At 60.3% G+C, this 26,916-nt stretch carries 23 protein-coding genes and 3 pseudogenes; 13 read left to right on the top strand and 13 right to left on the bottom strand.

Features of this window, described 5'->3' with window-relative positions; translation table 11 throughout:
* Positions 1 to 227: pseudogene (locus AC1D2Q_RS24055) on the top strand (IS110 family transposase); the annotation flags it as partial.
* Between the two features lie 86 nt (positions 228 to 313).
* Here AC1D2Q_RS24055 and AC1D2Q_RS24050 read toward each other — a convergent pair.
* Positions 314 to 1,060, bottom strand: coding sequence for an NRDE family protein (locus tag AC1D2Q_RS24050; RefSeq protein ID WP_477814779.1), 747 nt, complete (start codon positions 1,058 to 1,060; stop codon positions 314 to 316).
* A 134-nt stretch (positions 1,061 to 1,194) separates the two neighbouring features.
* Here AC1D2Q_RS24050 and AC1D2Q_RS24045 point away from each other — a divergent pair, with 134 nt between their 5' ends.
* The 3 genes from AC1D2Q_RS24045 to AC1D2Q_RS24035 all read left to right on the top strand — a co-directional run bounded on the left by AC1D2Q_RS24045 (position 1,195) and on the right by AC1D2Q_RS24035 (position 3,908).
* Positions 1,195 to 1,977: a sulfite exporter TauE/SafE family protein gene (locus AC1D2Q_RS24045; RefSeq protein WP_477814778.1), complete on the top strand. Its 783-nt coding sequence runs from the start codon at positions 1,195 to 1,197 to the stop codon at positions 1,975 to 1,977.
* Positions 1,978 to 2,060: 83 nt separating this feature from the next.
* A complete protein-coding gene (lgt, locus tag AC1D2Q_RS24040; RefSeq protein ID WP_064621002.1) occupies positions 2,061 to 2,873 on the top strand; it encodes a prolipoprotein diacylglyceryl transferase in 813 nt (270 codons plus the stop codon).
* Positions 2,874 to 2,936: 63 nt separating this feature from the next.
* Positions 2,937 to 3,908 carry a thymidylate synthase gene (locus AC1D2Q_RS24035; protein ID WP_477814777.1) on the top strand — a complete coding sequence of 324 codons (972 nt, stop codon included), beginning with the start codon at positions 2,937 to 2,939 and terminating at the stop codon, positions 3,906 to 3,908.
* Positions 3,909 to 4,017: 109 nt separating this feature from the next.
* On the opposite strand, the gene cadR is transcribed toward AC1D2Q_RS24035, so the two are convergent.
* The gene (cadR, locus tag AC1D2Q_RS24030; protein ID WP_007897786.1) at positions 4,018 to 4,467 is read right to left on the bottom strand and encodes a Cd(II)/Pb(II)-responsive transcriptional regulator; all 450 of its coding nucleotides are present in this window, start codon (positions 4,465 to 4,467) and stop codon (positions 4,018 to 4,020) included.
* Between the two features lie 84 nt (positions 4,468 to 4,551).
* Here cadR and AC1D2Q_RS24025 point away from each other — a divergent pair, with 84 nt between their 5' ends.
* The 4 genes and pseudogenes from AC1D2Q_RS24025 (at position 4,552) to AC1D2Q_RS24010 (ending at position 8,659) form a co-directional block, all read left to right on the top strand.
* A complete protein-coding gene (locus AC1D2Q_RS24025; RefSeq protein WP_477814776.1) occupies positions 4,552 to 6,846 on the top strand; it encodes a heavy metal translocating P-type ATPase in 2,295 nt (764 codons plus the stop codon).
* 76 nt (positions 6,847 to 6,922) lie between these two features.
* Positions 6,923 to 7,171 (top strand): annotated as a pseudogene (locus AC1D2Q_RS24020) (LysR substrate-binding domain-containing protein); the annotation flags it as partial.
* A gap of 87 nt (positions 7,172 to 7,258) precedes the next feature.
* A pseudogene (locus AC1D2Q_RS24015) lies at positions 7,259 to 8,089 on the top strand (FAD-dependent oxidoreductase).
* A 144-nt stretch (positions 8,090 to 8,233) separates the two neighbouring features.
* The gene (locus AC1D2Q_RS24010; RefSeq protein WP_477814775.1) at positions 8,234 to 8,659 is read left to right on the top strand and encodes a hypothetical protein; all 426 of its coding nucleotides are present in this window, start codon (positions 8,234 to 8,236) and stop codon (positions 8,657 to 8,659) included.
* A 10-nt stretch (positions 8,660 to 8,669) separates the two neighbouring features.
* On the opposite strand, the gene AC1D2Q_RS24005 is transcribed toward AC1D2Q_RS24010, so the two are convergent.
* The gene (locus AC1D2Q_RS24005; RefSeq protein WP_477814774.1) at positions 8,670 to 10,046 is read right to left on the bottom strand and encodes a GTPase/DUF3482 domain-containing protein; all 1,377 of its coding nucleotides are present in this window, start codon (positions 10,044 to 10,046) and stop codon (positions 8,670 to 8,672) included.
* Positions 10,039 to 11,418, bottom strand: coding sequence for a DUF2868 domain-containing protein (locus tag AC1D2Q_RS24000; RefSeq protein ID WP_477814773.1), 1,380 nt, complete (start codon positions 11,416 to 11,418; stop codon positions 10,039 to 10,041). The genes AC1D2Q_RS24005 and AC1D2Q_RS24000 overlap by 8 nt, the downstream gene beginning before the upstream one ends.
* Positions 11,419 to 11,503: 85 nt before the next feature.
* Between AC1D2Q_RS24000 and AC1D2Q_RS23995 the strand changes: the two genes are divergently transcribed.
* Positions 11,504 to 12,016 (top strand): dihydrofolate reductase, encoded by a 513-nt coding sequence (locus AC1D2Q_RS23995; protein ID WP_477814772.1) that lies wholly within the window; start codon positions 11,504 to 11,506, stop codon positions 12,014 to 12,016.
* 44 nt (positions 12,017 to 12,060) lie between these two features.
* Here the strand turns inward: AC1D2Q_RS23995 and AC1D2Q_RS23990 are convergent, their stop codons facing one another.
* Positions 12,061 to 13,452, bottom strand: a complete 1,392-nt coding sequence (locus tag AC1D2Q_RS23990; RefSeq protein ID WP_477814771.1) for an L-cystine transporter — start codon at positions 13,450 to 13,452, stop codon at positions 12,061 to 12,063.
* Positions 13,453 to 13,689: 237 nt separating this feature from the next.
* Between AC1D2Q_RS23990 and AC1D2Q_RS23985 the strand changes: the two genes are divergently transcribed.
* Entirely contained in the window at positions 13,690 to 14,757 is a 1,068-nt protein-coding gene (locus tag AC1D2Q_RS23985; RefSeq protein ID WP_477814770.1) for an HAD family hydrolase, read from the top strand.
* A gap of 171 nt (positions 14,758 to 14,928) precedes the next feature.
* Here the strand turns inward: AC1D2Q_RS23985 and ilvD are convergent, their stop codons facing one another.
* The 5 genes from ilvD to AC1D2Q_RS23960 form a co-directional block, all read right to left on the bottom strand.
* Entirely contained in the window at positions 14,929 to 16,770 is a 1,842-nt protein-coding gene (gene ilvD, locus AC1D2Q_RS23980; RefSeq protein ID WP_018928674.1) for a dihydroxy-acid dehydratase, read from the bottom strand.
* A 257-nt stretch (positions 16,771 to 17,027) separates the two neighbouring features.
* Positions 17,028 to 18,248, bottom strand: a complete 1,221-nt coding sequence (locus AC1D2Q_RS23975; RefSeq protein WP_477814769.1) for an MFS transporter — start codon at positions 18,246 to 18,248, stop codon at positions 17,028 to 17,030.
* On the bottom strand, positions 18,241 to 19,218 hold the full coding sequence (locus tag AC1D2Q_RS23970; protein ID WP_477814768.1) for a diiron oxygenase: 978 nt from the start codon (positions 19,216 to 19,218) through the stop codon (positions 18,241 to 18,243). Before AC1D2Q_RS23970 ends, AC1D2Q_RS23975 begins: the two co-directional genes overlap by 8 nt.
* The gene (locus AC1D2Q_RS23965) at positions 19,215 to 20,294 is read right to left on the bottom strand and encodes a SagB family peptide dehydrogenase (protein WP_477814767.1); all 1,080 of its coding nucleotides are present in this window, start codon (positions 20,292 to 20,294) and stop codon (positions 19,215 to 19,217) included. The genes AC1D2Q_RS23970 and AC1D2Q_RS23965 overlap by 4 nt, the downstream gene beginning before the upstream one ends.
* A gap of 439 nt (positions 20,295 to 20,733) precedes the next feature.
* Positions 20,734 to 21,930 (bottom strand): class I SAM-dependent rRNA methyltransferase, encoded by a 1,197-nt coding sequence (locus tag AC1D2Q_RS23960; protein WP_017341306.1) that lies wholly within the window; start codon positions 21,928 to 21,930, stop codon positions 20,734 to 20,736.
* Between the two features lie 232 nt (positions 21,931 to 22,162).
* Here AC1D2Q_RS23960 and AC1D2Q_RS23955 point away from each other — a divergent pair, with 232 nt between their 5' ends.
* The 3 genes from AC1D2Q_RS23955 to AC1D2Q_RS23945 are packed head-to-tail and all read left to right on the top strand — an operon-like array spanning position 22,163 to position 24,195.
* Positions 22,163 to 22,975 (top strand): HDOD domain-containing protein, encoded by an 813-nt coding sequence (locus AC1D2Q_RS23955; RefSeq protein WP_477814780.1) that lies wholly within the window; start codon positions 22,163 to 22,165, stop codon positions 22,973 to 22,975.
* A gap of 29 nt (positions 22,976 to 23,004) precedes the next feature.
* The gene (gene mutM / locus AC1D2Q_RS23950) at positions 23,005 to 23,817 is read left to right on the top strand and encodes a bifunctional DNA-formamidopyrimidine glycosylase/DNA-(apurinic or apyrimidinic site) lyase (protein ID WP_018928680.1); all 813 of its coding nucleotides are present in this window, start codon (positions 23,005 to 23,007) and stop codon (positions 23,815 to 23,817) included.
* 54 nt (positions 23,818 to 23,871) lie between these two features.
* Positions 23,872 to 24,195, top strand: coding sequence for a multidrug transporter (locus tag AC1D2Q_RS23945; RefSeq protein ID WP_477814766.1), 324 nt, complete (start codon positions 23,872 to 23,874; stop codon positions 24,193 to 24,195).
* A gap of 91 nt (positions 24,196 to 24,286) precedes the next feature.
* Here the strand turns inward: AC1D2Q_RS23945 and AC1D2Q_RS23940 are convergent, their stop codons facing one another.
* The 3 genes from AC1D2Q_RS23940 to AC1D2Q_RS23930 all read right to left on the bottom strand — a co-directional run bounded on the left by AC1D2Q_RS23940 (position 24,287) and on the right by AC1D2Q_RS23930 (position 26,852).
* The gene (locus AC1D2Q_RS23940) at positions 24,287 to 24,538 is read right to left on the bottom strand and encodes a YfhL family 4Fe-4S dicluster ferredoxin (RefSeq protein WP_003195146.1); all 252 of its coding nucleotides are present in this window, start codon (positions 24,536 to 24,538) and stop codon (positions 24,287 to 24,289) included.
* A 123-nt stretch (positions 24,539 to 24,661) separates the two neighbouring features.
* Entirely contained in the window at positions 24,662 to 25,141 is a 480-nt protein-coding gene (coaD, locus tag AC1D2Q_RS23935) for a pantetheine-phosphate adenylyltransferase (protein WP_007939322.1), read from the bottom strand.
* 115 nt (positions 25,142 to 25,256) lie between these two features.
* On the bottom strand, positions 25,257 to 26,852 hold the full coding sequence (locus AC1D2Q_RS23930; protein ID WP_477814765.1) for a GMC family oxidoreductase: 1,596 nt from the start codon (positions 26,850 to 26,852) through the stop codon (positions 25,257 to 25,259).
* Positions 26,853 to 26,916 lie beyond the last annotated feature (64 nt).

Here is a 26,916-nt window from a genome sequence, read left to right as displayed (position 1 = left end):
ACGCCTACCTGCGCTCGGCGATGTTCATGCCTGCCATGTCAGCGATCCGCTGCGATCCTTATGTGAAGGCTTTTTACGACGTGCTAGTCGGTCGCGGAAAACGAAAAATGCAGGCCATCTGTGCGGTTATGCGCAAATACCTGACAGGTTTGTGGGCCTGCATACGCGCTGGAGAGGATTTCGATACGGCCAAGCTTTTCAGCGAAAAACATCTGCTAAAAGCTTGACCGTGAACAGAGTATCTACAGGTTGATCGCATTCCCCCGTAGGAGCGAGGCTTGCCCGCGAAGGCGTCAGTGTGAACAGCGGCTGACTAGATCCTGACTTCCACTTCCCCCAAATGCCCCCCATACGGCCCGAAACTCCGTTCGACCATATGCCGCCCCCCATCCGCCTGAACAATCAACGCCGTACTCGCCCGCGTCCCATAAGCCTGGCTCTTGATGAACACGCTCGACAACAACGTCTCGGTGGCTTGCCCCACGCCAGTGTCCGGCAGCTCGGCAAGCGGCGCCGTTTGTGGATCGCTGAGCAAGGCCAACAGCGCCTGCGGCTGCGGATCGTCCWGCACTTCGCTCAACGCGGCCTTGGCCTTGAGCACTTTTGGCCACGGCGTATCCAGCCCCGCGTTCGATAACCCATAAATCCCTGGTTCGAGCCTGACCGCCGCGGTTTCCCGAGCGTTGAAGTGCCAGAGCTCGTTGGCATTGCCGATCAGCAGATTGAACCCGGCATATTCAGCCGAACGTCCGATAACGTCGCTTAAATAGTCTTCAATGGGCGTTTCCCCGCTGAGAAACTGCGCCACCAGTTCGCCTCGCGACCTGGCGGCCGGTGGCTGAAGTGGATCGCGGATGTTGGTCAGCGCGGCGAAGCGCCCATTGGCGCCAATACCGAGCCATGTACCGCCGGCCTCAAGGTCGCGACCGGCGTACACGTGCGCAGCTTGCGGCCATTGCGCCAGGGGCAGGCTGGGCCGGGCATAGAATTCGTCGCGGTTGGCCGCCACGATCAGCGGCTGGGCATGACCCGGCCGCCAGGCAAAGACAATCAGGCACATAAGGTGGTCCGTGTGTGTTTTTTGCTCACTCTACGCAGACATCGCTCATCGATCCATCGCCATCCGCAGTGGAGCCCGAGGCCATGCATCCGTTACCATGCCGCTCCTGTTTTGGGATGCTTGGGGATGTGGCCATGGAATTTCTGCTCTATCTGGCGCTGGGCGCCTGTGCGGGCGTGCTGGCCGGGCTGTTTGGGGTAGGCGGCGGGATTATCATCGTCCCGGTGCTGGTATTCAGTTTTACCTTGCAGGGATTTGATGCGTCGATCCTGACGCATCTTGCAGTCGGTACTTCCCTGGCGACGATCATTTTTACGTCGGTCAATGCGGTGCGCGAGCATCATCGCCGTGGCGCCGTGCGTTGGCCGATTTTTGCCTGGATGACCCTCGGCATTCTGATCGGTGCCGGTTTCGGCGCGCTGACCGCCGAAGCGATCTCCGGGCCGAATTTGCAGAAGATCATCGGCGTATTCGCGTTGGTGATCGCGGTTCAACTCGCTTTGGACTTCAAACCCAAGGCCAGCCGAACGGTGCCCGGTAAAGTCGGTCTGACCGTGGCCGGCAGTGTGATTGGCTGGGCTTCGGCGATTTTCGGGATTGGCGGCGGTTCGTTGACCGTGCCGTTCCTGACCTGGCGTAGCGTGCCGATGCAGCAAGCGGTGGCCACATCGTCGGCCTGTGGCCTGCCCATCGCTTTGGCAAGTGCATTAAGTTTCATGATTCTGGGCTGGCACGATCCATTGCTGCCGGCCCATAGTCTCGGTTTTGTTTATTTGCCGGCGCTGCTGGGGATCGCTCTGACCAGCATGGTCTTCGCCCGCCTCGGTGCACGACTGGCCCACAGGCTGTCGCCACGCTTGCTGAAAAGACTGTTTGCCGCTTTGCTGTTTTGCGTCGGTTTGAATTTCCTGCTCTGACACGTAACGCAATCCTGGCTTAATCCTGGCGTGACAGCGTCGCCCGGGAATTTTAAAGGTTTCAACTCTAACGAGGAGTCGCAATGCTGCCTTACCCGCAGATCGACCCGGTGGCCCTGGCCATCGGTCCGCTGAAAATCCACTGGTACGGCCTGATGTACCTGGTCGGCATTGGCGGCGCGTGGCTGCTGGCGTCCCGTCGGCTGAACCGCTTCGACCCGACCTGGACCAAGGAGAAACTCTCCGACATGGTGTTCTGGATGTCGATGGGCGTCATCGTCGGCGGCCGCCTGGGTTATGTGCTGTTTTATGATCTGAGCGCTTACCTGGCCAACCCGATGTTGATCTTCGAAGTGTGGAAGGGCGGCATGTCGTTCCACGGTGGCTTCATCGGTGTGATGCTCGCAGCGTTGTGGTTTGGTAAAAAGAACAACAAGTCGTTCTTCCAGCTGATGGACTTCGTCGCGCCGATGGTGCCGATCGGCCTGGGTGCCGGGCGCATCGGTAACTTCATCAACGCCGAGTTGTGGGGTAAGCCGACCGACGTGCCGTGGGCGATGATCTTCCCGCCGTTCAGCGACCCGGCGCAGTTGCCGCGTCACCCGTCGCAGCTATACCAGTTTGCGCTGGAAGGTGTGGCGCTGTTCCTGATCCTCTGGCTGTTCTCGCGCAAGCCACGGCCGACCATGGCGGTCTCCGGGATGTTTGCGCTGTTCTACGGCATCTTCCGTTTCATCGTCGAATTCGTTCGCGTACCGGATGCGCAACTGGGCTATCTGGCGTGGAATTGGCTGACTATGGGCCAGGTGCTGTGCGTACCGATGATCGTCGGCGGTCTGTTCCTGATCTGGCTGGCTTATCGACGCGCCCCGGCGGCCCCCGCAGCTGCTGTATAAGAAGCAGGCGTTAAAATTCGAACCTCGGGGTGACAGCTCCGGGTTCAAGGACACAGGTAATTCATGAAGCAATATCTCGAACTGGTCGCCCACGTCATCAAGAACGGCACCAAGCAGGCCAACCGCACCGGCGTGAACACCATCAGCTTTCCGGGTGCGATGCTGCGCTTCGATTTGCAGGAAGGTTTCCCGGCGATCACCACCCGCAAGATGGCCTTCAAGTCGGCCATCGGCGAGATGTGCGGTTTTCTGCGCGGGGTGAACAACGCCGCTGAATTCCGTGCACTGGGTTGCAAGGTCTGGGACCAGAACGCCAACGAAAACGCCCAGTGGCTGGCCAACCCGTTCCGTCAGGGCGAAGACGACCTCGGCGAGATCTACGGCGTGCAATGGCGCAAATGGCCGGCGTACAAGCAGATCCCGGTCAGCAACCAGGCCGCCATCGAGCAGACCTTGAGCCAGGGTTATCGGCAGATCGCCGAAGGCGAAGAAGACGGCCAGGCTTATGTGGTGCTGTACAAGGCGATCGACCAGATTCGCCAGTGCGTCGACACCATCATCAAGGATCCTAGCAGCCGTCGCATCCTGTTCCACGGCTGGAACGTTGCGCAGCTCGATGAGATGGCCCTGCCGCCGTGCCACTTGCTGTACCAGTTCCACCCGAATGTCGAGACCAGGGAAATCTCCCTGACCCTCTACATCCGCTCCAACGACCTGGGTTTGGGCACGCCGTTCAACCTCACCGAAGGCGCCGCGCTGCTGAGCCTGATCGGTCGCCTGACCGGTTACACGCCGCGTTGGTTCACCTATTTCATCGGTGATGCCCACGTCTACGAAAACCACCTGGACATGCTCAACGAACAGCTCAAGCGCGAGCCGTTCGCCATGCCGAAGCTGAAGATCTCCGACCGTGTGCCGGAGTTCGCCAAGACCGGTTTGTATCAGCCGGAGTGGCTGGAGCTGATCGAGCCAAGTGATTTCTCGCTCGAAGGCTATGAGCACCACGCGCCGATGACCGCGCCGATGGCGGTCTAAAGCACCACACGGTCCCCTGTAGGAGCTGCCGAAGGCTGCGATCTTTTGATCTTCAAAGATCAAGATCAAAAGATCGCAGCCTTCGGYAGCTCCAGGGGTTGTGGTGTTTTTAGTGGCCGTGACTCCTCCCGACATGGGAATGCTCAACCTCCGTAGCCACAACCCCTCCGCTCACTTCCAGCCGCTGCAAAATCCCGCACTGATCGATATCCGGCCCTTCGCTGCAGCGTTGGCGCAGGTCCAGCAGTTGTGTCTGCAACGCCAGCAAGCCGTCGATTCGAGCCTTCACATGATGGATATGCTCGTCGATCAACGCGTTGACGTTTTCGCATTGATCCTGCGGGCTATCGCGCAGGGCCAGCAGGCTGCGGATTTCCTCCAGGGTCATGTCGAGGGTGCGGCAATTGCGGATGAAGGTAAGGCGTTCGGCGTGGGCCTGGGTGTAGACGCGGTAATTGCCGTCGCTGCGGGCCGGTTCCGGCAGCAGGTTTTCGCGCTCGTAGTAGCGGATGGTTTCCACGGCGCAGTCGGTGAGTTTCGCCAGTTCTCCTATTTTCATCGCGTCGATCTCCAAAAGGGTGCTTGACCCTATAGTGGCTACAGGGTCTTTACTTGGCAACAGGCACCTTCATGGACGCGACCAATGAGCGATTCTCTTCACACCCACAAACCCGAGGCTGATCACGATCACGATCACGATCACGATCACAGCCACAAGCTGCAGCCTGTGCCCCAGCATGCCCATGGTAGCCATGATCATGGCGGCCACGGCGATTCCTGCTGTTCCTCCAAAGCCGCGGCGCCATCGCTGATCAAGTTGAGCGAGACACCGACCGCCGACGCGCGGCTGAGCAGTTTCCGCATCGAGGCCATGGACTGCCCGACCGAGCAGACGCTGATCCAGAACAAACTCGGCAAGCTTGCGGGTGTGCAGCAACTGGAGTTCAACCTGATCAACCGGGTGTTGGGCGTGACCCATGACCTGCCAGGCACCGCGCCGATCATCGAGGCGATCAAGTCGCTCGGCATGCACGCCGAGCCACTGGAGCAAGGCGTCGAAGCGCCAATGCCTGTGACAGAGAAAAAACCTTGGTGGCCATTGGCGCTGTCCGGCGTTGGTGCGTTGGCGGCTGAAGTTATCCACTTCACTAACGCTGCGCCCAATTGGGTGGTGGCGGTCATTGCGCTGATCTCTATCCTCAGTGGCGGCCTGGGTACCTATAAAAAGGGCTGGATCGCCCTGAAAAACCTCAACCTGAACATCAACGCGCTGATGAGCATCGCGGTAACCGGTGCGGTCCTGATCGGCCAGTGGCCGGAAGCGGCGATGGTGATGTTCCTGTTCACCGTCGCCGAGTTGATCGAAGCCAGGTCCCTGGACCGGGCGCGCAACGCCATCGGCGGGCTGATGCAGATGGCGCCCGAGCAAGCCACGGTGCAGCAAGCCGACGGCAGTTGGGTCGCACAACCGGTGAAAAGCATCGAACTGGGCGCACGGGTGCGGGTGCGTCCCGGCGAGCGGATCGGTCTGGACGGCGAAGTGCTGTCCGGCAGCTCGACCATCAACCAGGCGCCGATCACCGGTGAAAGCCTGCCGGTCGAAAAAAACATCGGCGACAAAGTGTTCGCCGGCACCATCAACCAGTCCGGTTCGCTGGAATACACCGTGACCGCAGCGGCCGACCACTCGACCCTGGCGCGGATCATCCACGCCGTCGAACAGGCCCAAGGGGCGCGGGCGCCGACCCAGCGCTTCGTCGACGCCTTCTCGAAAATCTACACCCCGGCGGTGTTTATCCTGGCCCTGGCAGTGGCGGTGATCCCTCCGCTGTTCATGGATGCGCTGTGGTTCGACTGGATCTACCGGGCGCTGGTGCTGCTGGTAGTCGCCTGCCCGTGTGCCTTGGTTATTTCCACTCCGGTGACCATCGTCAGCGGCCTCGCGGCAGCGGCGCGCAAAGGGATTCTGGTCAAGGGCGGCGTCTACCTGGAACACGGCTACAAACTCGATTACCTGGCCCTCGACAAGACCGGCACCCTCACGCATGGCAAACCGGTGCAGACCGACTATTTGTCCCTCGACCCGACCGCCGATCAAACCGCCCCGGCCATTGCGGCGGCACTGGCCGGTCGTTCGGATCACCCGGTGTCGCTGGCCATCGCCAATGCGGCTGTGGATAACCAATTTGCACCGCTGACTGTGGATAACTTCGAAGCCCTGGCGGGGCGAGGTGTGCGCGGCGAGATCAACGGTGAGCTCTATCACCTGGGCAACCACCGTCTGGTGGAGGACTTGGGTCTGTGTTCTCCAGCGCTGGAAGAAAAGCTGTTTGCGCTGGAGAAACAGGGCAAATCGGTGGTGCTGTTGCTCGACAAGTCGGGTCCCTCGGCGTTGTTCGCCGTGGCAGACACCGTGAAAGCGTCCAGTCGCGAAGCGATCCAGCAATTGCATGAACTGGGCATCAAAACCCTGATGCTGACCGGCGACAACGTTCACACCGCTGAGGTCATCGCCGCCCATGTGGGCATCGATCAGGCACAGGGCGACCTGTTGCCGACCGAGAAGCTGCAAGCCATCGAAACGCTGTATGCCCAGGGCCATCGGGTGGGGATGGTCGGCGACGGCATCAACGATGCTCCTGCACTGGCGCGGGCCGAGATCGGTTTCGCCATGGCGGCCGCCGGGACCGACACCGCCATCGAAACCGCCGATGTCGCCCTGATGGACGACGATCTGCGCAAGATCCCGGCCTTCATCAGCCTGTCGCGGCAGACCTCCAATATCCTCAAACAGAACATTGCCCTGGCATTGGTCATCAAAGCGATCTTTCTTGGGGTAACCTTCGCCGGGATCGCCACCATGTGGATGGCGGTGTTCGCCGACATGGGCGTGAGCCTGTTGGTGGTGTTCAACGGTTTGCGCCTGTTGCGCAAATAGACGATGAGGGAAGGGTGTGCTGAGTGCCGAGCTGAAGGCGTTTTACATGGTGGCCCGGCTGGGCAGCATTACCCTGGCGGCGAAAATGAGTTTCGGGCCACTGCTGGAGATTGGTAGTCGAGAGTCGATTCGTGAAGCGGTGTTGCGCAACATCGGCATCAGCATCATCGCCCGGCGGGAAGTGCCTCACGATCCGCAATTGCGGGTGCTGACCCTCGAGAATGCACCGCAGATTCCCGAGTACCTGTACTGCCTCAAGGAGCGAAAAGGCGCACGGCTGCCGGCGGCGTTTCTGGGGTTGGCGCAGGAAATGGCTCCGGCCTGAAATCTCCATTGCCCGTACTGGCCTCATCGCGGGCAAGCCACGCTCCCACAGGATTTATGCAGTCCTGTGGGAGCGGGCTTGCCCGCGATGGCGGTCTCGAACCCAGGGAAAAATCCCCCTGACACACCACACAGCGACATGCTGATAGTCGGCGCCGGCATTCTCGGCCTGTCCCACGCCTATGCCGCCGCCAGACGCGGCCTCAAGGTCAACGTCTTCGAACGCAGCGCCACACCATTGGGCGCTTCGTTGCGCAACTTCGGCCAGGCATTGGTCACCGGCCAACCACCGGGACCCATGCTCGAACTGGGCAGAGCCAGTCGAGAAATCTGGGGCCAATGGGCAGCGCTCGCCGGCCTGCACCTCAAGCGCAACGGCTCGTACCTGTTCGCTCGTACCGAAGCGGAAGAACACCTGCTGGAAGCCTTCTGCGCCGGGCGTGCTGTGGAGCACGGTTACCGTGTCGAGCTGTTGCGCGGCAACCCATTGCGGGAGTTATACGGCGGTCAGTTCAGCCATCATCGCGCCGCGTTGCACGGCATGGACGACCAGCAGCTGTATTCCCGCGAAGCGGTTCCGGCGTTGATCGACTACCTGCGCCGTGAGTTGGGCGTCGAGTTTCACTTTTCCACGCTGGTGCGTGACATCGAACCGGGCCGCTTGCACAGCACCGCCGGCACCTTCAGTGCCGAGCAGGTCGACGACTAGATGCTCGAACTGGCCGAGCAGACGTTGGGCTGCAAAGTGCAGGTGGTCGAGCGCTGGCAGGGTGTTTACGGTTCACGCGGCCCCGGCCCGTTTTCTTTTCTGCGGCCGATGCCGGGTGTGAGCGTGGCGCTGATGCACACGGGTGTGGGCATGAGTGTTGGGCCGGCACTGGCTGAACGTAACGTGGCCACTTTATGGGGAGACAGGTGATGGACCTCGACGTTTTTAGGGCAAAGGCTGCGGGCCTGTTGTCCCGTGGTCTGCGCTGAGTTGTCTGACACACGATAGGGAAACGGTTTATGGATCAACGCGCGTCAAAGCATCACTCTGGCCTTTTCGCAAAGGAGTGCACGGATGCATTTTTTGAAAGTGATTGCACAGGATCGAAGCGGGAAGGGCTCGGCAGATACCGTCGCTTTCCAGTTCTTTGAAGGTGAACAGTTGCAGCGCGAGGCGACAGACGCGGATCGGCAACGGCTCAAGTCTTTTGGTAAAACGTACTTGAAATGCGCCTGGTATAACGCGGATGAAGCCGAGGAGCGGCACTTGCGGATCTTCTCGGAAAATCCCAGTGCCGACGGCTCGCCAGAAACGGTACGGCTGCATTTTCATGAAGGACCGACGATTGCCTGCAAGGCAGCGGTCCGCGATCTGGATAACGATGGGGTTTTCGAGTTGGTATTGAGCTCGGATGTGGACAATGACGGGCGAGCGAACAGGACCGATCGTAGCCGTGTGAAGGCATTGGCCAAAGAGTTTCTGAAACTGGATTGGCGCTGACGATCATTGGCTAAAGCTGCTGCGCCAACAGCTCAACCTGCTCCTGCCGCTCCGCCTGATTCAACTTCGAATGAGGATTGAGCGACGACCACTGCGGATGGGCCCGCGCCTTGTTCAGCGCTTCCGGCAGTTTGCCTTCGCGCCAGGTTTTGTCCTGCGGTGTGGCGACCTGAATGCTGTCCATCGCCGCGTGCCCACGCTGATTCAGGGCTTGCAGCAGTTGTCGCTGACGCAGGGCCAACAGCCGCAGCACGCTGTCGTCGACAGTCAGTTCTCGCTGGCCCTTGATCTTGCCCAGCAGGCGGTTGCCGTAGCTGCGGGCGGTTTGCAGGGCGCCGCCGGCAATCGCTCCGGCCAGCGCCGCTACGCCGAGGGTCAGGCCGCCCACCAGCAAATCGACCCCGGCCCCGGCCGCCGCGCCGGCCGCGATGCCGCCGCCGACCCGCACACCGAGCTGTTTCAGGGTTTCCGGGTTGAACAGGTCATCGCCCCAGCGGCCATCGAGCAGCGGCAGGTCACTGGCCGCCGCGTCCTGTGGGCGGAAGGCGTAGAGCTTGAGCAAGGCTTCGACGCAGCGCTGTTCACGCTGACGCACCGCTTTGCGCAATTCGCTGATCGCTTGCTGTTCCTGCGCCGCCTCGCTGGCGACACTGCGGCGGCAGGCGGCGCAATCGATCAATAAATCGGCAATCAACTGCGCTGCACTCTGCTGACGGGCCAGGCGTTGGGCCTGCTGATCGGCGATCAGGCGTTCCAGTTGTTCGCGGGAGTTCTCCAACAGCAGCGCGAGGCTTTCATACAGTCGGCGTTCGCCATCTTCCGGCGGCGCGACGCTGTCGAACCGCACCAACGCATGCAGGCCCAATCGCGCCAGGGCTTCACGCCAATCCGGTTCGCGATGATGGGCGCTGCTGACAAAGTTCAGCACCGGCAGCAGCGGTTTACCGCAACTGGCCAGCACCGCCAGTTCGTCGCGGTACTTGGCCAGCACTGGCTCCCGAGCGTCGATCACATAGAGGCCGGCATCCGAGGCGAGCAATTGTCGCAACACCTTGGCTTCCTGTTCGAAGCGCTGCCGGGCTTCGCTGCCCTCAAGGAAGCGCGCCAGCCGCGCCGGGCCGTCGAGGCGTTCACCGGGGCGTTCCAGGCGCTCGAGGTAGTCGAGCAGGGCGATGGCATCTTCCAGGCCCGGCGTGTCGAACAGATCGAGCAACGGCTCGCCGTCTACCGACAATCGCGCGCCTTCGACGTGGCGCGTGGTGCTGGGGCGATGGGAGACTTCGCCGAAGCCGACATCCCGCGTCAGCGTGCGCAGCAACGAGGTTTTGCCGACGTTGGTGTGGCCGACCACGGCGAGCTTCAAGGGCTGTTTCCAGGTATCAGTCATGACCCGTCTCCAGCCAGTTCAATGGCGCGCAATCGGCGAATGGCAGGTCCAGTTGTCGTAGCGCAACATGCCAGTCGCCCAGGCGTTCGGCATCCAGCGCTTCGCCGGGCGGCGCTTGCAGCAACCACACGCGGGTGGCGGTGGCGCTGCGAGCCAGTTCGGCAATCAGCGCCAGGCTGCCACGGTCCGGCGAACGCCGTGGATCGCAGGCGATGGCCAGCCGGGCCGGGGGAAAGCGACTCAGCTGTTCGAGCAGTTTGTGCCGGGATTCGCGGCTGTCGAGGATGCCGGCGTCGTTGACGCTTTTCGGCAGCTGCGGTGGCCAGGGGCGTTGATCGTCCAGCTCGATGGCCACCAACAGTGCGCCATCGCTTTGCCGATCGCTGGCCGCGTTTTCAACCCGGTGAAGTTGCTCAGGCGCGGCATCGCTAATACCCAAGCGTTCGCTGGTAGGCATCAGCCGTTCGCGCAGTTGGGCGTAGCCGGGCAGGTTCAAGTCCAGATGCAAGGCTACCTGGCCGGTTTTCCAGCGCCACCGGCAGAACAATGCGAGCAGCAAACGCGGTAACACGCCGTATACCAGCAGCACGCCCACCAGCCACGCCGCCCAGGCCTGGCGGGCGCTTTCGATGTTCAGCGCGGCATCGCCGCTGGCGCGGATCATCTCCACGCTGGGTACACTGAAACCGAGCAAGGCCGGCAGGGCGCCGAGGGCCTGAGTCATGGCGACGAAGGTGTCGGCGCCGAGGATGGTGGTCTCCCAGACGAAGCCGTAGCGCCGGGTTGCCATCAGCGTCAGCAGCATCACCAAGGCACTGAGCATCGCCAACAACCACAAGCCGTTGACCAGCACACCCAGCGCCCACCGATTGAGTTTCTGCCGTTGCAGTAACAGCAGCAGGGCCGGCGCCAGTTGCGCGGCGTTGGCATCGCGGGCGAGTTTTTCACTGAGCCACAACCACAAGCGTCCGAGGGCGGCGCCCTGTTCGCCGGCGAACACCAGGCCCAGGGCCCAGCTCAATAGCAGAATCAGGTTCAGCCCCAGCAGGCTGCCCAAGGCCCAGAACACATTGACCGGGGTCTGGCCGTCACCCAGCGCGGCAAACGCCAGGCCGGCGCCACTGATCACCGCCAGCACGGCGAGCACGATCAGCGCCAGTCGCGCGCCTTGCAGCCAGTGTTTGAGGGCGCGGGTCTGCCCGTCGCGCTCAGCCAGCCAGCGGGCGCGGCATTGAATGCGCGTGGGCAGGTCGCCACCGGCGCTACGGGCGACTCGGTTGGCTTCCAGATCATCCAGGGGCCCGGCGTGTTCTTCACGCAGGCGCACGGTTTCGGTCAACCAGAGGCTTTGCAGTGGCGTCAGTTCAGTCACGCGACATTCCGTTGCTCAATTGAGCTGTGAGCATAACCGCTGTGACGCTTATCGGGGTAAGGGAGGCTCTGGTATCCTCGCCGGCATGACTAAATCACTCCCCCTCAGCCTGATCGCAGCCCTCGGTGAAAACCGTGTGATCGGCGTCGACAACAGCATGCCCTGGCACTTGCCGGGGGACTTCAAATACTTCAAGGCAACCACCCTGGGCAAGCCGATCATCATGGGGCGCAAGACCTGGGATTCCCTCGGTCGTCCGCTGCCGGGCCGGTTGAACATCGTGGTCAGTCGTCAGGCGGATCTGCAATTGGAAGGCGCGGAGGTTTATCCGTCACTGGAGGCGGCCGTGGTTCGCGCCGAGGAATGGGCGCTGGAGCAGGGTGCCGATGAGTTGATGTTGATTGGTGGTGCGCAGTTGTATGCGCAAGGTCTGGAGCAGGCCGATCGGCTATACCTGACCCGCGTGGCGCTGAGCCCGGAAGGGGATGCGTGGTTTCCGGAGTTTGATCTGAACCAGTGGACGCTGGTGTCGAATGTTCCGAATCCGGCAGAGGGCGACAAGCCCGCGTACAGCTTTGAGGTTTGGGAGAAGGCCTGAAAGCATCGCGGGCAAGCCCGCGATAGCGATCCATCAGGCGCCAATCAAGCCTGAGCCAATGCCCCATGCTCATCTGCATCCAACAGCGCTTTATCCGTCTGCTGCATGATCTGGCTGGTGATCGCCCCAGCGGTGATCGAGCCACTGACGTTCAACGCCGTGCGACCCATGTCGATCAGCGGTTCAACGGAAATCAGCAACGCCACCAGTGACACCGGCAATCCCATGGCCGGCAACACGATCAGCGCGGCGAAGGTTGCACCGCCACCCACCCCGGCCACCCCGGCCGAACTCAGCGTCACAATCGCCACCAACGTCGCGATCCACAGCGGGTCCAGCGGGTTGATGCCCACGGTTGGCGCAACCATCACCGCCAGCATTGCCGGGTACAGACCGGCACAGCCGTTCTGGCCAATGGTCGCGCCAAACGAGGCAGCGAAACTGGCGATGGACTGTGGAATACCCAAACGGCTGGTCTGGGCTTCGATGCTCAGGGGAATGGTCGCGGCGCTGGAGCGGCTGGTGAAGGCGAACGTCAGCACCGGCCAGATCTTGCGGAAGAAGCGCAATGGGTTGATCCCGGCGGCCGACACCAGCACGCCATGGACCACAAACATCAGGCCCAGGCCGATGTAGGACACCACCACGAAACTGCCSAGCTTGATGATGTCKTGSAGGTTGGAGCCRGCRACCACTTTGGTCATCAGCGCCARCACGCCGTATGGAGTCAGCTTCATCACCAGGCGCACCAGACGCATCACCCAGGCTTGCAGGGTGTCGATGGCGTTGATCACTTTCTGACCTTTCTCGACATCATCCTTGAGCAGTTGCAGCGCCGCGACCCCAAGGAATGCGGCGAAGATCACCACACTGATGATCGACGTCGGTTTGGCGCGAGCGAGGTCGGCGAACGGGTTCTGCGGGATGAACGACAACAACAGTTGCGGCACATTCAGGTCGGCGACCTTGCCCGCATAGTCGGTCTGGATGGTTTGCAGGCGAGCCATTTCCTGGGTACCGGCGACCAGACCTTCGGCGGTGAGGCCGAACAGGTTGGTCAGGCCAATGCCGATCAGCGCTGCGATGGCGGTGGTGAACAGCAGCGTGCCGATGGTCAGGAAGCTGATTTTGCCCAGTGACGAAGCGTTGTGCAGACGGGCCACGGCGCTGAGGATCGAGGCGAACACCAACGGGATCACGATCATTTGCAGCAATTGCACGTAACCGTTGCCCACCAGATCGAACCAACCGATCGAGGCTTTGAGTACCGGGTTGCCCGCACCATAAATCGAGTGCAAAGCAACACCGAATACCACGCCCAGCACCAGCGCCAGCAAAACCTTTTTGGCCAGGCTCCAGGTGGTGTGACGGGTTTGCGCCAGGCCAAAGAGCAAGGCGAGGAACACCAGCAGATTGAGGATCAGCGGCAGATTCATAGAGGCTCCAATAAACGTGTCAGCCGCATTCCGGCGCAGCTGCGAACCGGCAAGCCTAACAGCTTGATATGTAATGAATTAATATCAAAAACAGCGGTTGTCTGTCGTTTTTGGAATAAGCGGTTGACGCTGTGGGGAATGCCTCTGACGGAATCAGGATGTAAGCGGTCGCGGGCAGACGAGGACTGTCACACTTATTTGTTAGCGTCGAACTCTTTGAACCGGGGAGAAACGCCGATGAAGCTTGCACCGAAATTTCTTGCTGCTGCACTTGGATTGGGTTTGAGTCTTGGCCTTGCCGGCCAGGCGTTCGCTACTGACCTGAAGCATTGGCCAGCGGATCAGGCCAAGGCGCTGGACGCGATGATCGCGGCCAATGCCAACAAGGGTAACTTTGCGGTGTTCGACATGGACAACACCAGTTACCGCTACGACCTCGAAGAGTCGTTGCTACCGTTCATGGAAAACAAGGGCCTGATCACTCGCGAGAGCCTCGACCCCTCCCTGAAACTGATGCCGTTCAAGGACACCGCCGACCACAAGGAAAGCCTGTTCAGCTACTACTATCGCCTCTGCGAAATCGACGACATGGTTTGCTATCCATGGGTCGCCCAAGTGTTTTCCGGCTTCACGCTTCAGGAGCTCAAGGCCAACGTCGATGAGCTGATGGCGTCTGGCAAGCCGGTGCCGAGCACTTATTACGATGGCGACGTGGTCAAGACCATCGACGTCAATCCGCCGAAAATCTTCACCGGTCAGAAAGAGCTCTACAACAAGCTGATGGAAAATGGCATTGAGGTCTACGTGATGACCGCTGCTTCCGAAGAGCTGGTGCGCATGGTCGCTGCCGATCCGAAGTACGGCTACAACGTCAAACCACAGAACGTGATCGGCGTGACCACGCTGCTCAAGGACCGCAAGACTGGCGAGCTGACCACGGCGCGTAAGCAGATTACTGCCGGCAAGTATGACGAGAAGGCTAACCTGGGCCTGGAACTGACTCCGTACCTGTGGACCCCGGCCACCTGGATGTCCGGTAAGCAGGCGGCCATCCTGACCTACATCGATGAATGGAAAAAACCGGTCCTGGTGGGTGGTGATACGCCGAGCAGCGACGGTTACATGCTGTTCCACAGCGTCGACGTGTCCAAGGGCGGCATCCATTTGTGGGTCAACCGCAAAGACAAGTACATGACCCAGATTAACGGCATGATGGCCAAGCACGCTGCGGCCCAGGCGAAAGAAGGGTTGGCGGTGACGGCGGACAAGAACTGGGTGATCGTGAAGCCAGAAGAGATTCAGTAAGACCGCGTTGTTGCCTATGATCGTTCCCACGCTCTGCGTGGGAATGCAGCCCGTGATGCTCCGCGTCACTGGACGCAGAGCGTCCCTTGAGGCGATCCCACGCGGGAGCGTGGGAACGATCAAAAAAATGCCCCGCACTTGGCGGGGCATTTTTTGTTCGACGGTTAAGTATTACAGCCCGTCGAGCATCGCTTTGTTACGCACGGCACCCTTGTCGGCGCTGGTCGCCAACAGGGCATAGGCTTTCAGAGCGGTGGTCACTTTACGTGGACGCTTTTCCACCGGCTTCCAGCCTTTCTTGTCCTGCTCGACCCGGCGCGCGGCCAGTTCTTCGTCGCTGACCAACAGGTTGATCGAGCGGTTCGGAATGTCGATCAGGACCTTGTCGCCGTCCTGCACCAGACCGATCGCGCCACCGGCAGCGGCTTCTGGCGAAGCGTGGCCGATGGACAGGCCCGAAGTGCCGCCGGAGAAACGGCCGTCGGTCAGCAGGGCGCAGGCTTTGCCCAGACCTTTGGATTTCAGGTAAGAGGTCGGGTAGAGCATTTCCTGCATGCCCGGGCCGCCTTTCGGACCTTCATAACGAATGATCACGATGTCGCCAGCCTTCACTTCGTCGGCGAGGATGCCGCGTACGGCGCTGTCCTGGCTTTCGAAGATCTTCGCGTTGCCTTCGAAGACGTGGATCGACTCGTCGACACCGGCGGTTTTCACCACGCAACCGTCCAGCGCGATGTTGCCGTACAGAACGGCCAGGCCGCCTTCTTTCGAGTAAGCGTGTTCGACACTGCGGATGCAGCCGTTTTCACGGTCGTCGTCCAGGGTTTCCCAGCGGGTCGACTGGCTGAACGCGGTTTGCGTCGGGATGCCCGCAGGGCCAGCCTTGAAGAAGTGATGCACCGCTTCGTCGTTGGTCTGGGTGATGTCCCACTTGGCGATACCTTCGGCCATGGTCTTGCTGTGTACGGTCGGCAGGTCGGTGTGCAACAGGCCGCCACGGGCCAGGGAGCCGAGGATGCTGAAGATCCCGCCGGCACGGTGCACGTCTTCCATGTGGTATTTCTGGATGTTCGGCGCGACCTTGCACAGTTGCGGTACATGGCGGGAGAGGCGGTCGATGTCGCGCAGGTCGAAATCGATCTCGGCTTCCTGGGCCGCGGCCAGCAAGTGCAGGATGGTGTTGGTGGAACCGCCCATGGCGATGTCCAGGGTCATGGCGTTTTCGAACGCCTTGAAGTTGGCGATGTTGCGCGGCAATACCGACTCATCGTTCTCGCCGTAATAACGCTTGCACAGCTCGACGATGGTGCGGCCGGCTTGCAGGAACAGCTGTTCGCGGTCGCTGTGGGTCGCCAGGGTCGAACCGTTGCCCGGCAATGCGAGACCAAGGGCTTCGGTCAGGCAGTTCATCGAGTTGGCGGTGAACATGCCGGAGCAGGAGCCGCAAGTAGGGCAGGCGCTACGCTCGTACTCGGCGACCTTCTCGTCAGAGGCGCTGGAGTCGGCGGCGATCACCATGGCGTCGACCAGGTCGAGACCGTGGCTGGCCAGTTTGGTCTTGCCGGCTTCCATCGGGCCGCCGGACACGAAGATTACCGGGATGTTCAGGCGCAAGGCGGCCATCAGCATGCCAGGGGTGATCTTGTCGCAGTTGGAAATGCAGACAATGGCGTCGGCGCAGTGGGCGTTGACCATGTATTCGACGGAGTCGGCGATGATCTCGCGGCTCGGCAGCGAATAGAGCATGCCGTCGTGGCCCATGGCAATGCCGTCATCCACGGCGATGGTGTTGAATTCTTTGGCTACGCCGCCGGCCCGTTCGATTTCACGAGCGACCAGTTGACCCAGATCCTTCAGGTGCACATGGCCCGGTACGAACTGGGTAAAGGAGTTGGCAATGGCGATGATCGGCTTCTTGAAGTCGTCATCTTTCATCCCCGTGGCGCGCCACAGTGCGCGAGCACCGGCCATGTTGCGGCCGTGGGTGGATGTTTTCGAGCGGTAATCAGGCATGGAGCACTCCGGGCGGCAAATCAGGTATCAAAAGGGAAGTGAGCTTCTATTGACGTCTGGAACACTCAGAAATGGCCGTGTGTCCGGAAGTTGCCGATAACTTTGCGGGATCGCCGCGCGCTTCAGCTTGAGCTCATAAACCCGCCGGGGGATGACTGGCGATGAATCTCGCGATTCTACACCGCTGGCGTCAGGAGGGAATGCCGGAAAACGTTGATCCAGTGCTGACGGGGCGTGTGGGATGACGACCGGCAGGATTATTCGACACTTGGGTTGGCTCCCGGGCTTTTGGCTCGGCTATGGATACGACTGTTGAGCACCAGCGCCACGCTGCTCAGGATGATAAAGCTGTATCCCAGCGTGGATTGCAGGTTGGCCGGGCTCAGGCTGATGAGCGCACTGATCAACCCGCCACAGATGAAAATCACCGTGCTGCCGGCCGACGCCGAAGTTCCCGCATTTTCAGGGAACAGGCTCATGGCTTTGGACGTGGCGGCCGGTCGGGCGATGGTAGTGCCGGCAGTACAGATGAGCATCGGTACCAGGACGGTAAACGGGGACAGCGTAAAGTGGCTTGAGAGGTAAAGCATGATCACGCCGGACAGCAGGATCAGGCTCAGCCCGCTGATGACTTGATGACCGGGACTGATACGTTTACCCAGCAGCGTCGCAACCGTGCCGCCGACAATGTAGGCGCCGCCATAGACCAGCAGAATCAGCGAGAAGTCATAGGCCGACAGCTGGAGTTGATCCATGAAAATCAGCGGCGAAATCACTATGAAGGAAAAATGGCAGGCGAAAGCAAAGGCGGAAATCAGCCAGTAGGACAGAAAGTCGACATCGCACAAGACCCGGCGGTAGGGCTGGAAGATATTCGATAGCGCCCCGGTTGCCGCAGGTCGAGTGTTTTCGAGAAAAAAACAGGCCTTGAGCAGCACTATTCCAGCCAGTGCGATAAACACCCCAAAGCTGCCCTGCCAGCCCAGCGTGGCTTGCAGGAACGTGCCGGCCAACGGTGAGACCGAGATGAAAACGCCGGTGGCAGTCACCATCAGGATCCGCAACCGGTCACGCTCCTCGCCCTCGAACAGGTCCTGGATCAATGCTTGTGACAGCACGAAACACCCGCAGCCGAGTGCCTGAATCACACGGAACAACAGGAAGTGAACATAGTCCGTGGTCAGCGTGCAGCCCACTGCACCCAGCATCGAGATGGTTATTCCAGCGAGCAACAGTCCTTTGCGCCCGATCACATCCGACAGCGGCCCGATCAGCAGTTGAGAGGCCGCTATGCCGACGGCAAACAGACTGATCGACAGCGTAATATCGGCGGGCGTACTGCGAAAATGTTCAGCGAGCGCAGGGAAAGAGGGCAGCAGGACATCCAGCGGGAACACGCCAAGCAGCACCATTGCCAACAACAGGCTGGCCGCTCCTCGACGTTGTCTGGCCGTTACTGCGGATTGTCCTTCAGCCATCGATAAGCCCTGCCTTCATGAACAGTTGCTGGTTGTCAGGCGAGTCGAAGAAGCCTGCCTTTTTCAAAGCTTGAAGCGTCGCGCCAGTCCCGGATCGCGCCCGTAGATCAGTGGCTTGCGGGCTACTCAGGGCGCCGAGAATGTCCGTGATGGTGGTCTGGCCAAGACCCGCGCTGTGCAGGCTTTCGTGCATCCATCGCTCATCGGCCTCGAAGAACGTCCGGATGACGTCCAGCAGCGTTTTGGCGGCAAACGTGCGTTGAGGGCTGTTCAGCGTCAGCCACAGGTAATGGAACACTTCAGAGAAATAGCGACTATGGCGCGCCTCGTCCGCCAGATGATCCCTGAGCATTGCCTGGACGCTGGAAACCAGGTCGTTACGACAGACATCGAGTAGTTCCTTGGCAATGATCGTCTCCGACACGAACCCGACGAGAAACCAGGCCAGCGCCCTGTGTCTTTCAGGGGCGCGTTCGAGCAGGGTGTTCAATCGCATGATGCGGTGGGGCATGACCGGACGCCGACTGATTCCGTAGAACAGGGCAACCTGTTCGGCAAGGCTATTGGAGAACAGGGCGTGGTATCCCTCGTCTGTATAAAGCTGAAGCGCGGCGGTCTTCATTCGTGAGGGAATGTGGACGTTCAGTTCATCGTGGATGATGGTTTCCACGGAGCGGTTGACGATGCGGTGCTCAAGCAAGGTGGTGTAGTCGAGGAAGTACACCAGATGATTGGCCGACAACCGATGGATGACGGTTTGACCTGCCGCCTGGATAGCCGGGTGAGTCAGGTAAGCCAGGAAGCCTGGAGGAAACCAGTGGCGCGTTTCCAGTTGCTGTTCCAGGTCTGGCGGTAATAGATAATCGTGTTCGCTGGTGCGCACAGATGCGCGGGTATTCCAGTCGCCCAGGGTGTAACGATGAGCCCAGGACACGGGGTGGTCCGGCGGGGCAACGATGGGAGTGGTCATTGTTGCGGCTCCCGACTGCTCAGAAGATCTTTCAATTCCTTGCACATCATTTGTCCGTCGCTGTAGCCACAGCCGACAAAAAACAACGGTTGTTCTGCGCTGTCCTCGATCCCCAGCAACACCTCGACCTGATCATCGGCCAGCGCCCCCGTCAGCCAGGTGTTCAACCCCAGTGCAGTGGCCACCAGTTGGAATGTTTGAGAAATATGCCCTGCTTCCACGAAGGCCATTCGGTAGGCTCGCGAGTGTTCATATTTCCACCACAGCTTGTCGAACCGACTGGTGATGAACAGGCCCACGGGCAGGTTGTTGATGAAGTGCTGCCCGCACAACAACTGCCCCAGTGGTGAGTCAGGTGTCGGGTTGACGAAACTCAGGGCGTGGTCGGCGGGATGGTAGGCGTAGAGCCCGGGCTTCAGGCCGCTGACGTTGTGTACATGCAGAAATCCTTCGCAGGCATTCAGCCCGCCACCGGATGGGCTGCTGCGCCGGGCATCGAGACCTTCGACAAGGGTTTCGTCGACATCGTTTTCGCGCTCATGCAAGTAGCCCAGGGACAGGTAAAGCAGCGTGCCGATAGCTTCCAGTGAAACGGCGGCATCGGTGAAGGTGCGGCAGGTTTTTCGGCCGATCAGGACGTTGGCAAGAGACCCTTCCGGCAGGCAGGAAGGCTTTGGCAGGCCAATCAGCTCCCGCGCCTGGCGTTCTGTGGGTCGGTTGCTCGGCGCAGGAGCGGCCAGCACTTCGGTGCAGTGGTCCAGGTAGTGTCTAGACCATTCATGAATATCCTGAGGGACATGTTCGCAGGGGATGTTTTTGGTACCGATATGGAATATCTTCGACAGTTCATCCCAGCCCCATTCAACAGTACCTTGTATTGATGTTGTCAGTATTCCTGCGTTCAGGAGTTGAGTGTCAACTATGTTGCTGTCGTTATAAAGTTCGGGGTTGTTGATAAGTTGCGTAAGTCTGCTTGAGTATTCAAGGCTTAGTTCAAATTGTTTGTGATTTTTGTAATCCCAGACTATTTGGCCGGGCGTGCGAGGAAGTATGAATAGATATGGGTTTATCTGCATGGTGGGCGGTTCGCTCTGGACGGGTGCCATAGAACACGCTGGGTAGCCGGCACTCCCCAGCGTCTCATTTACTTAGCGGGCTTTTGGTGCAACCAGAAAAGCCAGGTTGGCGATTTTGTTAGCTTCCAGAGTAATTGCTTTCATGTTGTTGACTCCTTGTCATTTGATAGTAAGTGTCACTTCGAGGTGACAACTCAATCATAGGCTTTAATGGGCTCTTATCAAGGGGAGATCAAGTAGGAATATTCCAGTAATTTTGTCGGAGCAGTCTTGGGGTTGGAGAAAGTTTGTAAGTTGTATTCTTTCAAATCAAATGTGCAGAGAAACGTCCTGCAAGTTTGTAGGACTGCAAGAGTAAGACGATGGGGTGGGAGAGGAGATGTCGCGGCGTCAGAATGGCTGACGGAGAGCCTGTCGGCTCCCCGTCAAACCGGCGTACTCAGCTGTTTGGCAGCAGACGGCAGGTAATGCTCTTGATGTAGCGGGTTTCGGCAATGGCTGGGTGAACCGGGTGATCCGGGCCTTGTCCGCCGCGCTCCAGCATCTGGATGTTGCGGTCCAGGTGACGGGCGCTGGTCAGCAGGATGTTCTGCAGATCGTCTTCCGGCAGGTGCATCGAGCACGATGCGCTGACCAGGATGCCGTCCTTGCTGAGCAGGCGCATGGCTTGTTCGTTCAGGCGACGGTAGGCACCTTCACCGTTTTTCATGTCTTTCTTGCGTTTGATGAATGCAGGAGGGTCGGCCACGATGACGTCGAAACGCTCTTCGCTGGCTTTCAGCTCTTTGAGGGCTTCGAACACGTCGCCTTCAATGCAGGTCATTTTTTCGGCGAAACCGTTCAGTGCGGCGTTGCGCTCGACGCCGTCGAGGGCGAAGGCCGACGCATCGACGCAGAACACTTCACTGGCGCCGAAGGCGGCCGCTTGCACGCCCCAGCCGCCGATGTAGCTGTACAAGTCCAGCACGCGTTTGCCTTTGGCATAAGGTGCCAGACGCGCGCGGTTCATGCGGTGGTCATAGAACCAGCCGGTTTTCTGGCCCTGGATGACCGGCGCTTCGAACTTCACGCCGTTCTCTTCCAGCGCCACCCACTCCGGCACCAGGCCGAACACGGTTTCGACGTAACGGTTGAGGCCTTCGGCGTCACGGGCGGCGGAGTCGTTCTTGAACAGGATGCCGCTTGGCTTGAGCACTTGGGTCAGGGCCGCGATCACGTCATCTTTGTGAGCTTCCATGGTCGCCGAAGCGATCTGGACCACCAGGATGTCGCCGAAACGGTCGACCACCAGGCCTGGCAGCAGGTCGGAGTCGCCGTAGACCAGACGATAGAACGGCTTGTCGAACAGGCGATCGCGCAGCGACAGGGCGACGTTCAGGCGATGCACCAGCAGCGACTTGTCCAGCGGCAACTTGATGTCGCGCGACAGCAGGCGGGCGCAGATCAGATTGTTCGGGCTCATGGCAACGATGCCCAGCGGCTTGCCGCCGGCGGCTTCGAGGATCGCCTGGTCGCCGGCCTTGAAGCCGTGCAATGGGGTGGCGGCTACATCGATTTCGTTGCTGTAGACCCACAAGTGACCGTTGCGCAGGCGTCGGTCGGCGTTGGCTTTGAGGCGCAGGCTAGGCAGGGACATGACGTCGCTCCGGAAAAAAGAGCGGGAGTATAGCGTGTTGAGGGAGTGGCGGGTTTGACGGACGATGAAACGCGCATGACGCCATCGCGGGCCCGCACACATATGGATTGAGTTTGACTGGCTGTCGGATCGATCTTTTTAAGGGGTAGAATCCCCGCCTGACCCGGAGTGCGTACTTATGTCCCAAGAGCTGTCTTCTGAACAGATTCAACAGTCCCTGCAAGGCATCAGTGTGCCGGCCCAGCCGCAGATCATGGTGGATCTGCAGATGGAGCAATATATGCCCGACCCGGACCTGGAGGTGATCGCCAAGCTGATCTCCCAGGACCCTGGCCTTTCCGGCGCCTTGCTGAAAATCGTCAATTCGCCGTACTACGGCTTGAGTAACAAGATCACCGCGATCCAGCGTGCAGTAAACCTGTTGGGCAGTCGTTCGATCATCAACCTGATTAACGCGCAGTCGATCAAGGGCGCGCTGAACGACGATGCAATCGTCACCCTCAACCGTTTCTGGGACACGGCGCAGGACGTGGCGATGACCTGCCTGAGCCTGGCCAAGCGCGTCGGCGTCCAGGCCGGTGATGAAGCTTATGCGCTGGGCCTGTTCCACGATTGCGGCATCCCGCTGATGCTCAAGAAATTCCCCGATTACATGAAAGTGCTGGAACAGGCCTATGCCAACGCCAGCGCCGAATGCCGCGTGGTGGATACCGAGAACAGGCAATACAACACCAACCACGCGGTGGTCGGGTATTACACCGCCAAGTCCTGGCGTCTGCCGGAACACGTCACCCAGGCCATTGCCAACCATCACAATGCCCTGGCCATTTTCAGCGATGAGTCGTGCCGCAATACGCCACTGAAAAACCTGCTGGCAATCCTGAAGATGGCCGAGCACATTTGCGCCTCCTATCGGGTGCTGGGCAACCAGTCCGAAGACCACGAATGGAACAACGTCGGGCACCTTGTGCTCGATTACATCGGTCTATCGGAATACGATTTCGAAACCCAGAAACAAGAGATTCGCGACCTCGCCACGCGTTGAGTGTCGAACTCGCCTGATTCGAGAGCCCCATGCCAGAACTGCCGGAAGTCGAAACCACCCGCCGCGGAATTGCACCGCACCTGGAAGGCCAGCGCGTCAGCCGGGTGATCGTGCGTGAGCGCCGTCTGCGCTGGCCGATCCCCGAAGACCTGGATGTGCGGCTGTCGGGCCAGCGCATCGTGCTGGTGGAACGGCGGGCCAAGTATTTACTGATCAATGCCGAAGTCGGCACGTTGATCAGCCATTTGGGCATGTCGGGGAATCTGCGGCTGGTGGAAGCCGGCTTGCCGGCGGCCAAGCATGAGCATGTGGACATCGAGCTGGAATCGGGCCTGGCCCTGCGTTACACCGACCCGCGTCGGTTCGGGGCGATGCTCTGGAGTCTCGACCCGCTGAATCACGAACTGCTGGTTCGCCTGGGGCCGGAGCCGTTGACCGATCTGTTCGATGGCGAGCGTCTGTTCCAGCTGTCCCGCGGGCGATCCATGGCGGTCAAGCCGTTCATCATGGATAACGCGGTGGTGGTTGGCGTCGGCAATATCTACGCGACCGAAGCGCTGTTTGCTGCCGGCATCGACCCGCGCCGCGAGGCCAAGAGCATTTCCCGGGGGCGTTATTTGAAGCTGGCGATCGAGATCAAGCGCATCCTGGCGCTCGCCATCGAACGGGGCGGTACCACGTTGCGGGACTTTATCGGCGGCGACGGCCAGCCGGGGTACTTCCAGCAGGAGCTGTTCGTGTACGGCCGTGGTGGTGAACACTGCAAGGTCTGTGGCACGGGGCTGCGGGAAGTCAAACTCGGGCAGCGCGCCAGCGTCTTTTGTCCGCGCTGTCAAAGCTGATATCGGCTACGGTCTATAGTCAGTGTTCTCACTGCCTAGCCGAAGGACCGTGCCATGAATCTGTTTCGAACCTTTGTCGTCACGCTGCTGCTGAGCATCGCTGCGCCCGCGCTGGCTACTGAGAACGGCAGCGGCGACCCGCGTTACACCATCCAGAATCCACCGGCCTACGCCATGCTTGGCGATCTGCTGATTGCCCGACCGTTGCTGGTGGTGGCGACAGTGATCGGTGCCGGGGCGTTTGTGGTGTCGCTGCCATTTACCGCGCTGGGCGGCGGCATTGGCGATGCAGGGCAGGCGCTGGTGGTCGACCCGGCGAAAGCGGCGTTTGTGCGGTGTCTGGGGTGTGTCGGGGAAGGGTTTGAGCAGCGGGAGTGAAGCAAATCAAAAGATCGCAGCCTTCGGCAGCTCCTACTGGTGTACGCATTCCAGCGTAGGAGCTGCCGAAGGCTGCGATCTTTTCAGGCTTTCAAGCCTTACCGGTAATCTTCCGGTATTTCTCCATCAACTGTTCTTCAGTTTCCGGATGGGCCTCGTCCAGCGGAATGCAATCCACCGGGCAGACCTGCTGGCACTGCGGTTCGTCGTAGTGGCCGACACATTGCGTGCACAGGTTCGGGTCGATCACGTAGATCTCTTCGCCCTGGGAAATGGCGGCGTTCGGGCACTCGGGTTCGCAGACGTCGCAGTTGATGCAATCGTCGGTGATGATCAGGGACATGCTAACTCCAGCCGGGGCGGCAGGCCCTGGCGCAATAAACCAATGCGTACAATTGTGCCGCATTGGCGCCCGCAGTGCACGCGGGCGCGATCAAGTGCAGCAGATCGCAACCTTCGGCAGCGCCTACTTTTTGAAGCGTTCGGTGAGGGCGTCGGCCACCACCGGGTGGACGAACTTGGTGATATCGCCGCCCAGGGCCGCGATTTCACGGACCAGTGTCGAGGAAATGAACGAATAACGCTCGGACGGGGTAAGAAACAGGCTTTCCACATCCGGTGCCAGTTGGCGGTTCATGTTGGCCAGCTGGAATTCGTATTCGAAGTCCGACACCGCGCGCAAACCACGCAGGAACACATTGGCGTTCTGCTCTTTGGCGAAATGCGCGAGCAGCGTCGAGAAGCCGACGACTTCAACGTTCGGCAAATGTTTGGTGACCTCGCGGGCCAGCTCCACACGTTGTTCCAAGGGAAACAGCGGGTTTTTCTTCGGGCTGGCGGCGACGGCGATGATCACGTGATCGAACAGGCGCGAGGCGCGTTCGACCAGATCGCCATGGCCCTTGGTAATAGGGTCGAAGGTACCTGGGTACAACACTCGGTTCATCGCGTCGTCCTGGCGGGAGTCCGTTGGGGAGTCGGATGGTATCGCAGCCTTCCCGGTCGGCCAAGTCGCCTGTTGGGTAAGAAAGCACTATAGACGATGGGAATATTCCGCGTTTTCATGGGTTTTTCAAACGCTCGGCCAGTGAATTCGCCAGTTGCGCTGTCAGTCCGTAGACCGACAATTGTGGGTTTGCCCCAATGCTGGTGGGGAATAGCGAGCCGTCGTGGATCGATAGATTGTGCAGTTGGTGATGTCGGCCGAGGCTGTCGGTCACGGCGTTTTTCGGATCTTCACCCATGGCACAACCGCCCATTACATGAGCACTGCCCAGGCGCGTGCGATACAACTCAAGGCTCAATCCGTCGATCAATGCACGCGCTTCGGTGAGGGTTTTCACGTAACGGGCGTCGGCATGCATCGGCATCACAGCGTTGGCGCCACCGGCGAACTGGATCTCGGCCATGCTATGGAACGCCCGGCGCAACCCGTCCCAGGCATACGGTGAAACCTGATAGTCGAGCACCGGCGTGCCATCACTGCGCAATTCGACACTGCCGCCGGGGCTGTCCGGGTGAAAACCGTCTCGCAGCAACGCCAGCATCGCGTGGGTATGTGGCAGATTCTCCATGTGCCGGGCGTTTTCCATGCCGAAGCCACCGAGCAGGGTGGTGGCCAGCGCCGGGTGCAGCGGTGGGACCTCCAATTTGTAGGACATCTTGCCGGTGGTGCCGTCCTGCCACTGGAAATGGTCGGAATAAATCGACTGCGGCGCGCCGTAGAACGGGTTGATCACCTCGTCGAACAGCCCGGCGGACATGTTGACCAAATGCAGGAACGTCCGTTTTCCCAGTCGCTCATGCGGATCCGGCGCCTCTGAACGCAACAGCAGCGCCGGGCTGTTGATCCCGCCGCCGGCCAGCACGTAATGCCGTGCCTTGACCGTGATCGTGCGACCGGTAGGGGCGACGCAACGCTCATCCATCGCCACGCAGTGCAGGCCTGTGACCCTGCCGTCCTTGATCGACAGCTTTTCAGCGCGGGCCAGATAGAGCAGCTCGCCACCTTTTTCCAGGGTCGCCGGGATGGTCGTGACCAGCATCGATTGCTTGGCGTTGGTCGGGCAACCCATGCCGCAGTAGCCGATGTTCCAGCAACCGCGCACGTTGCGCGGGATCACATGCCAGGCGTAGCCGAGTTTTTCGCAGCCCTTGCGGATGACGTCGTTGTTGGCGTTGGGCGGCACCCGCCACGGGGCGATGCCCAGGCGTTGTTCCATTTTCTCGAACCAGGGCGCCATTTCGGCCGGTGTGTGGCCTACGACGTCATGTTCTTTGGCCCAGTGTTCGAGCGTCGGATCCGGGGTGCGAAAGCTCGAGGTCCAGTTGATCAGCGTGGTACCGCCCACCGCCCGGCCCTGGAGGATGGTGATCGCACCGTCCTTGCTCATGCGTCCGATGCCTTCCTGATAGAGGCTGGTGTAGGCCTGATCTTCGAGCATCTTGAAGTCGCTGCTGGTCTTGAGTGGGCCTTCTTCTATGAGCAATACCTTGTAGCCTGCGGCGCTGAGGATTTCGGCGGTGGTCCCGCCGCCGGCACCGCTGCCGATGATCGCCACATCCGCTTCGAGGGTCAGGTCCTGGCTCAGCTGGGCGCCGTTGTAGGTTTTCCAGCCACGGGCCAGGCCTTCACGGAATGGATCGGGTACGGGCATTGTCAGGCTCTCTTGTTGTTATGTTTTTGGGTGCGATGGTGAGGCGGCTGGCGTCTTCGCGGGC

This window comes from Pseudomonas sp. P1_A1, assembly GCF_056406935.1.
Note: the sequence above shows the minus strand (reverse complement) of the source record. Positions and strands in the feature narration are given on the sequence as shown.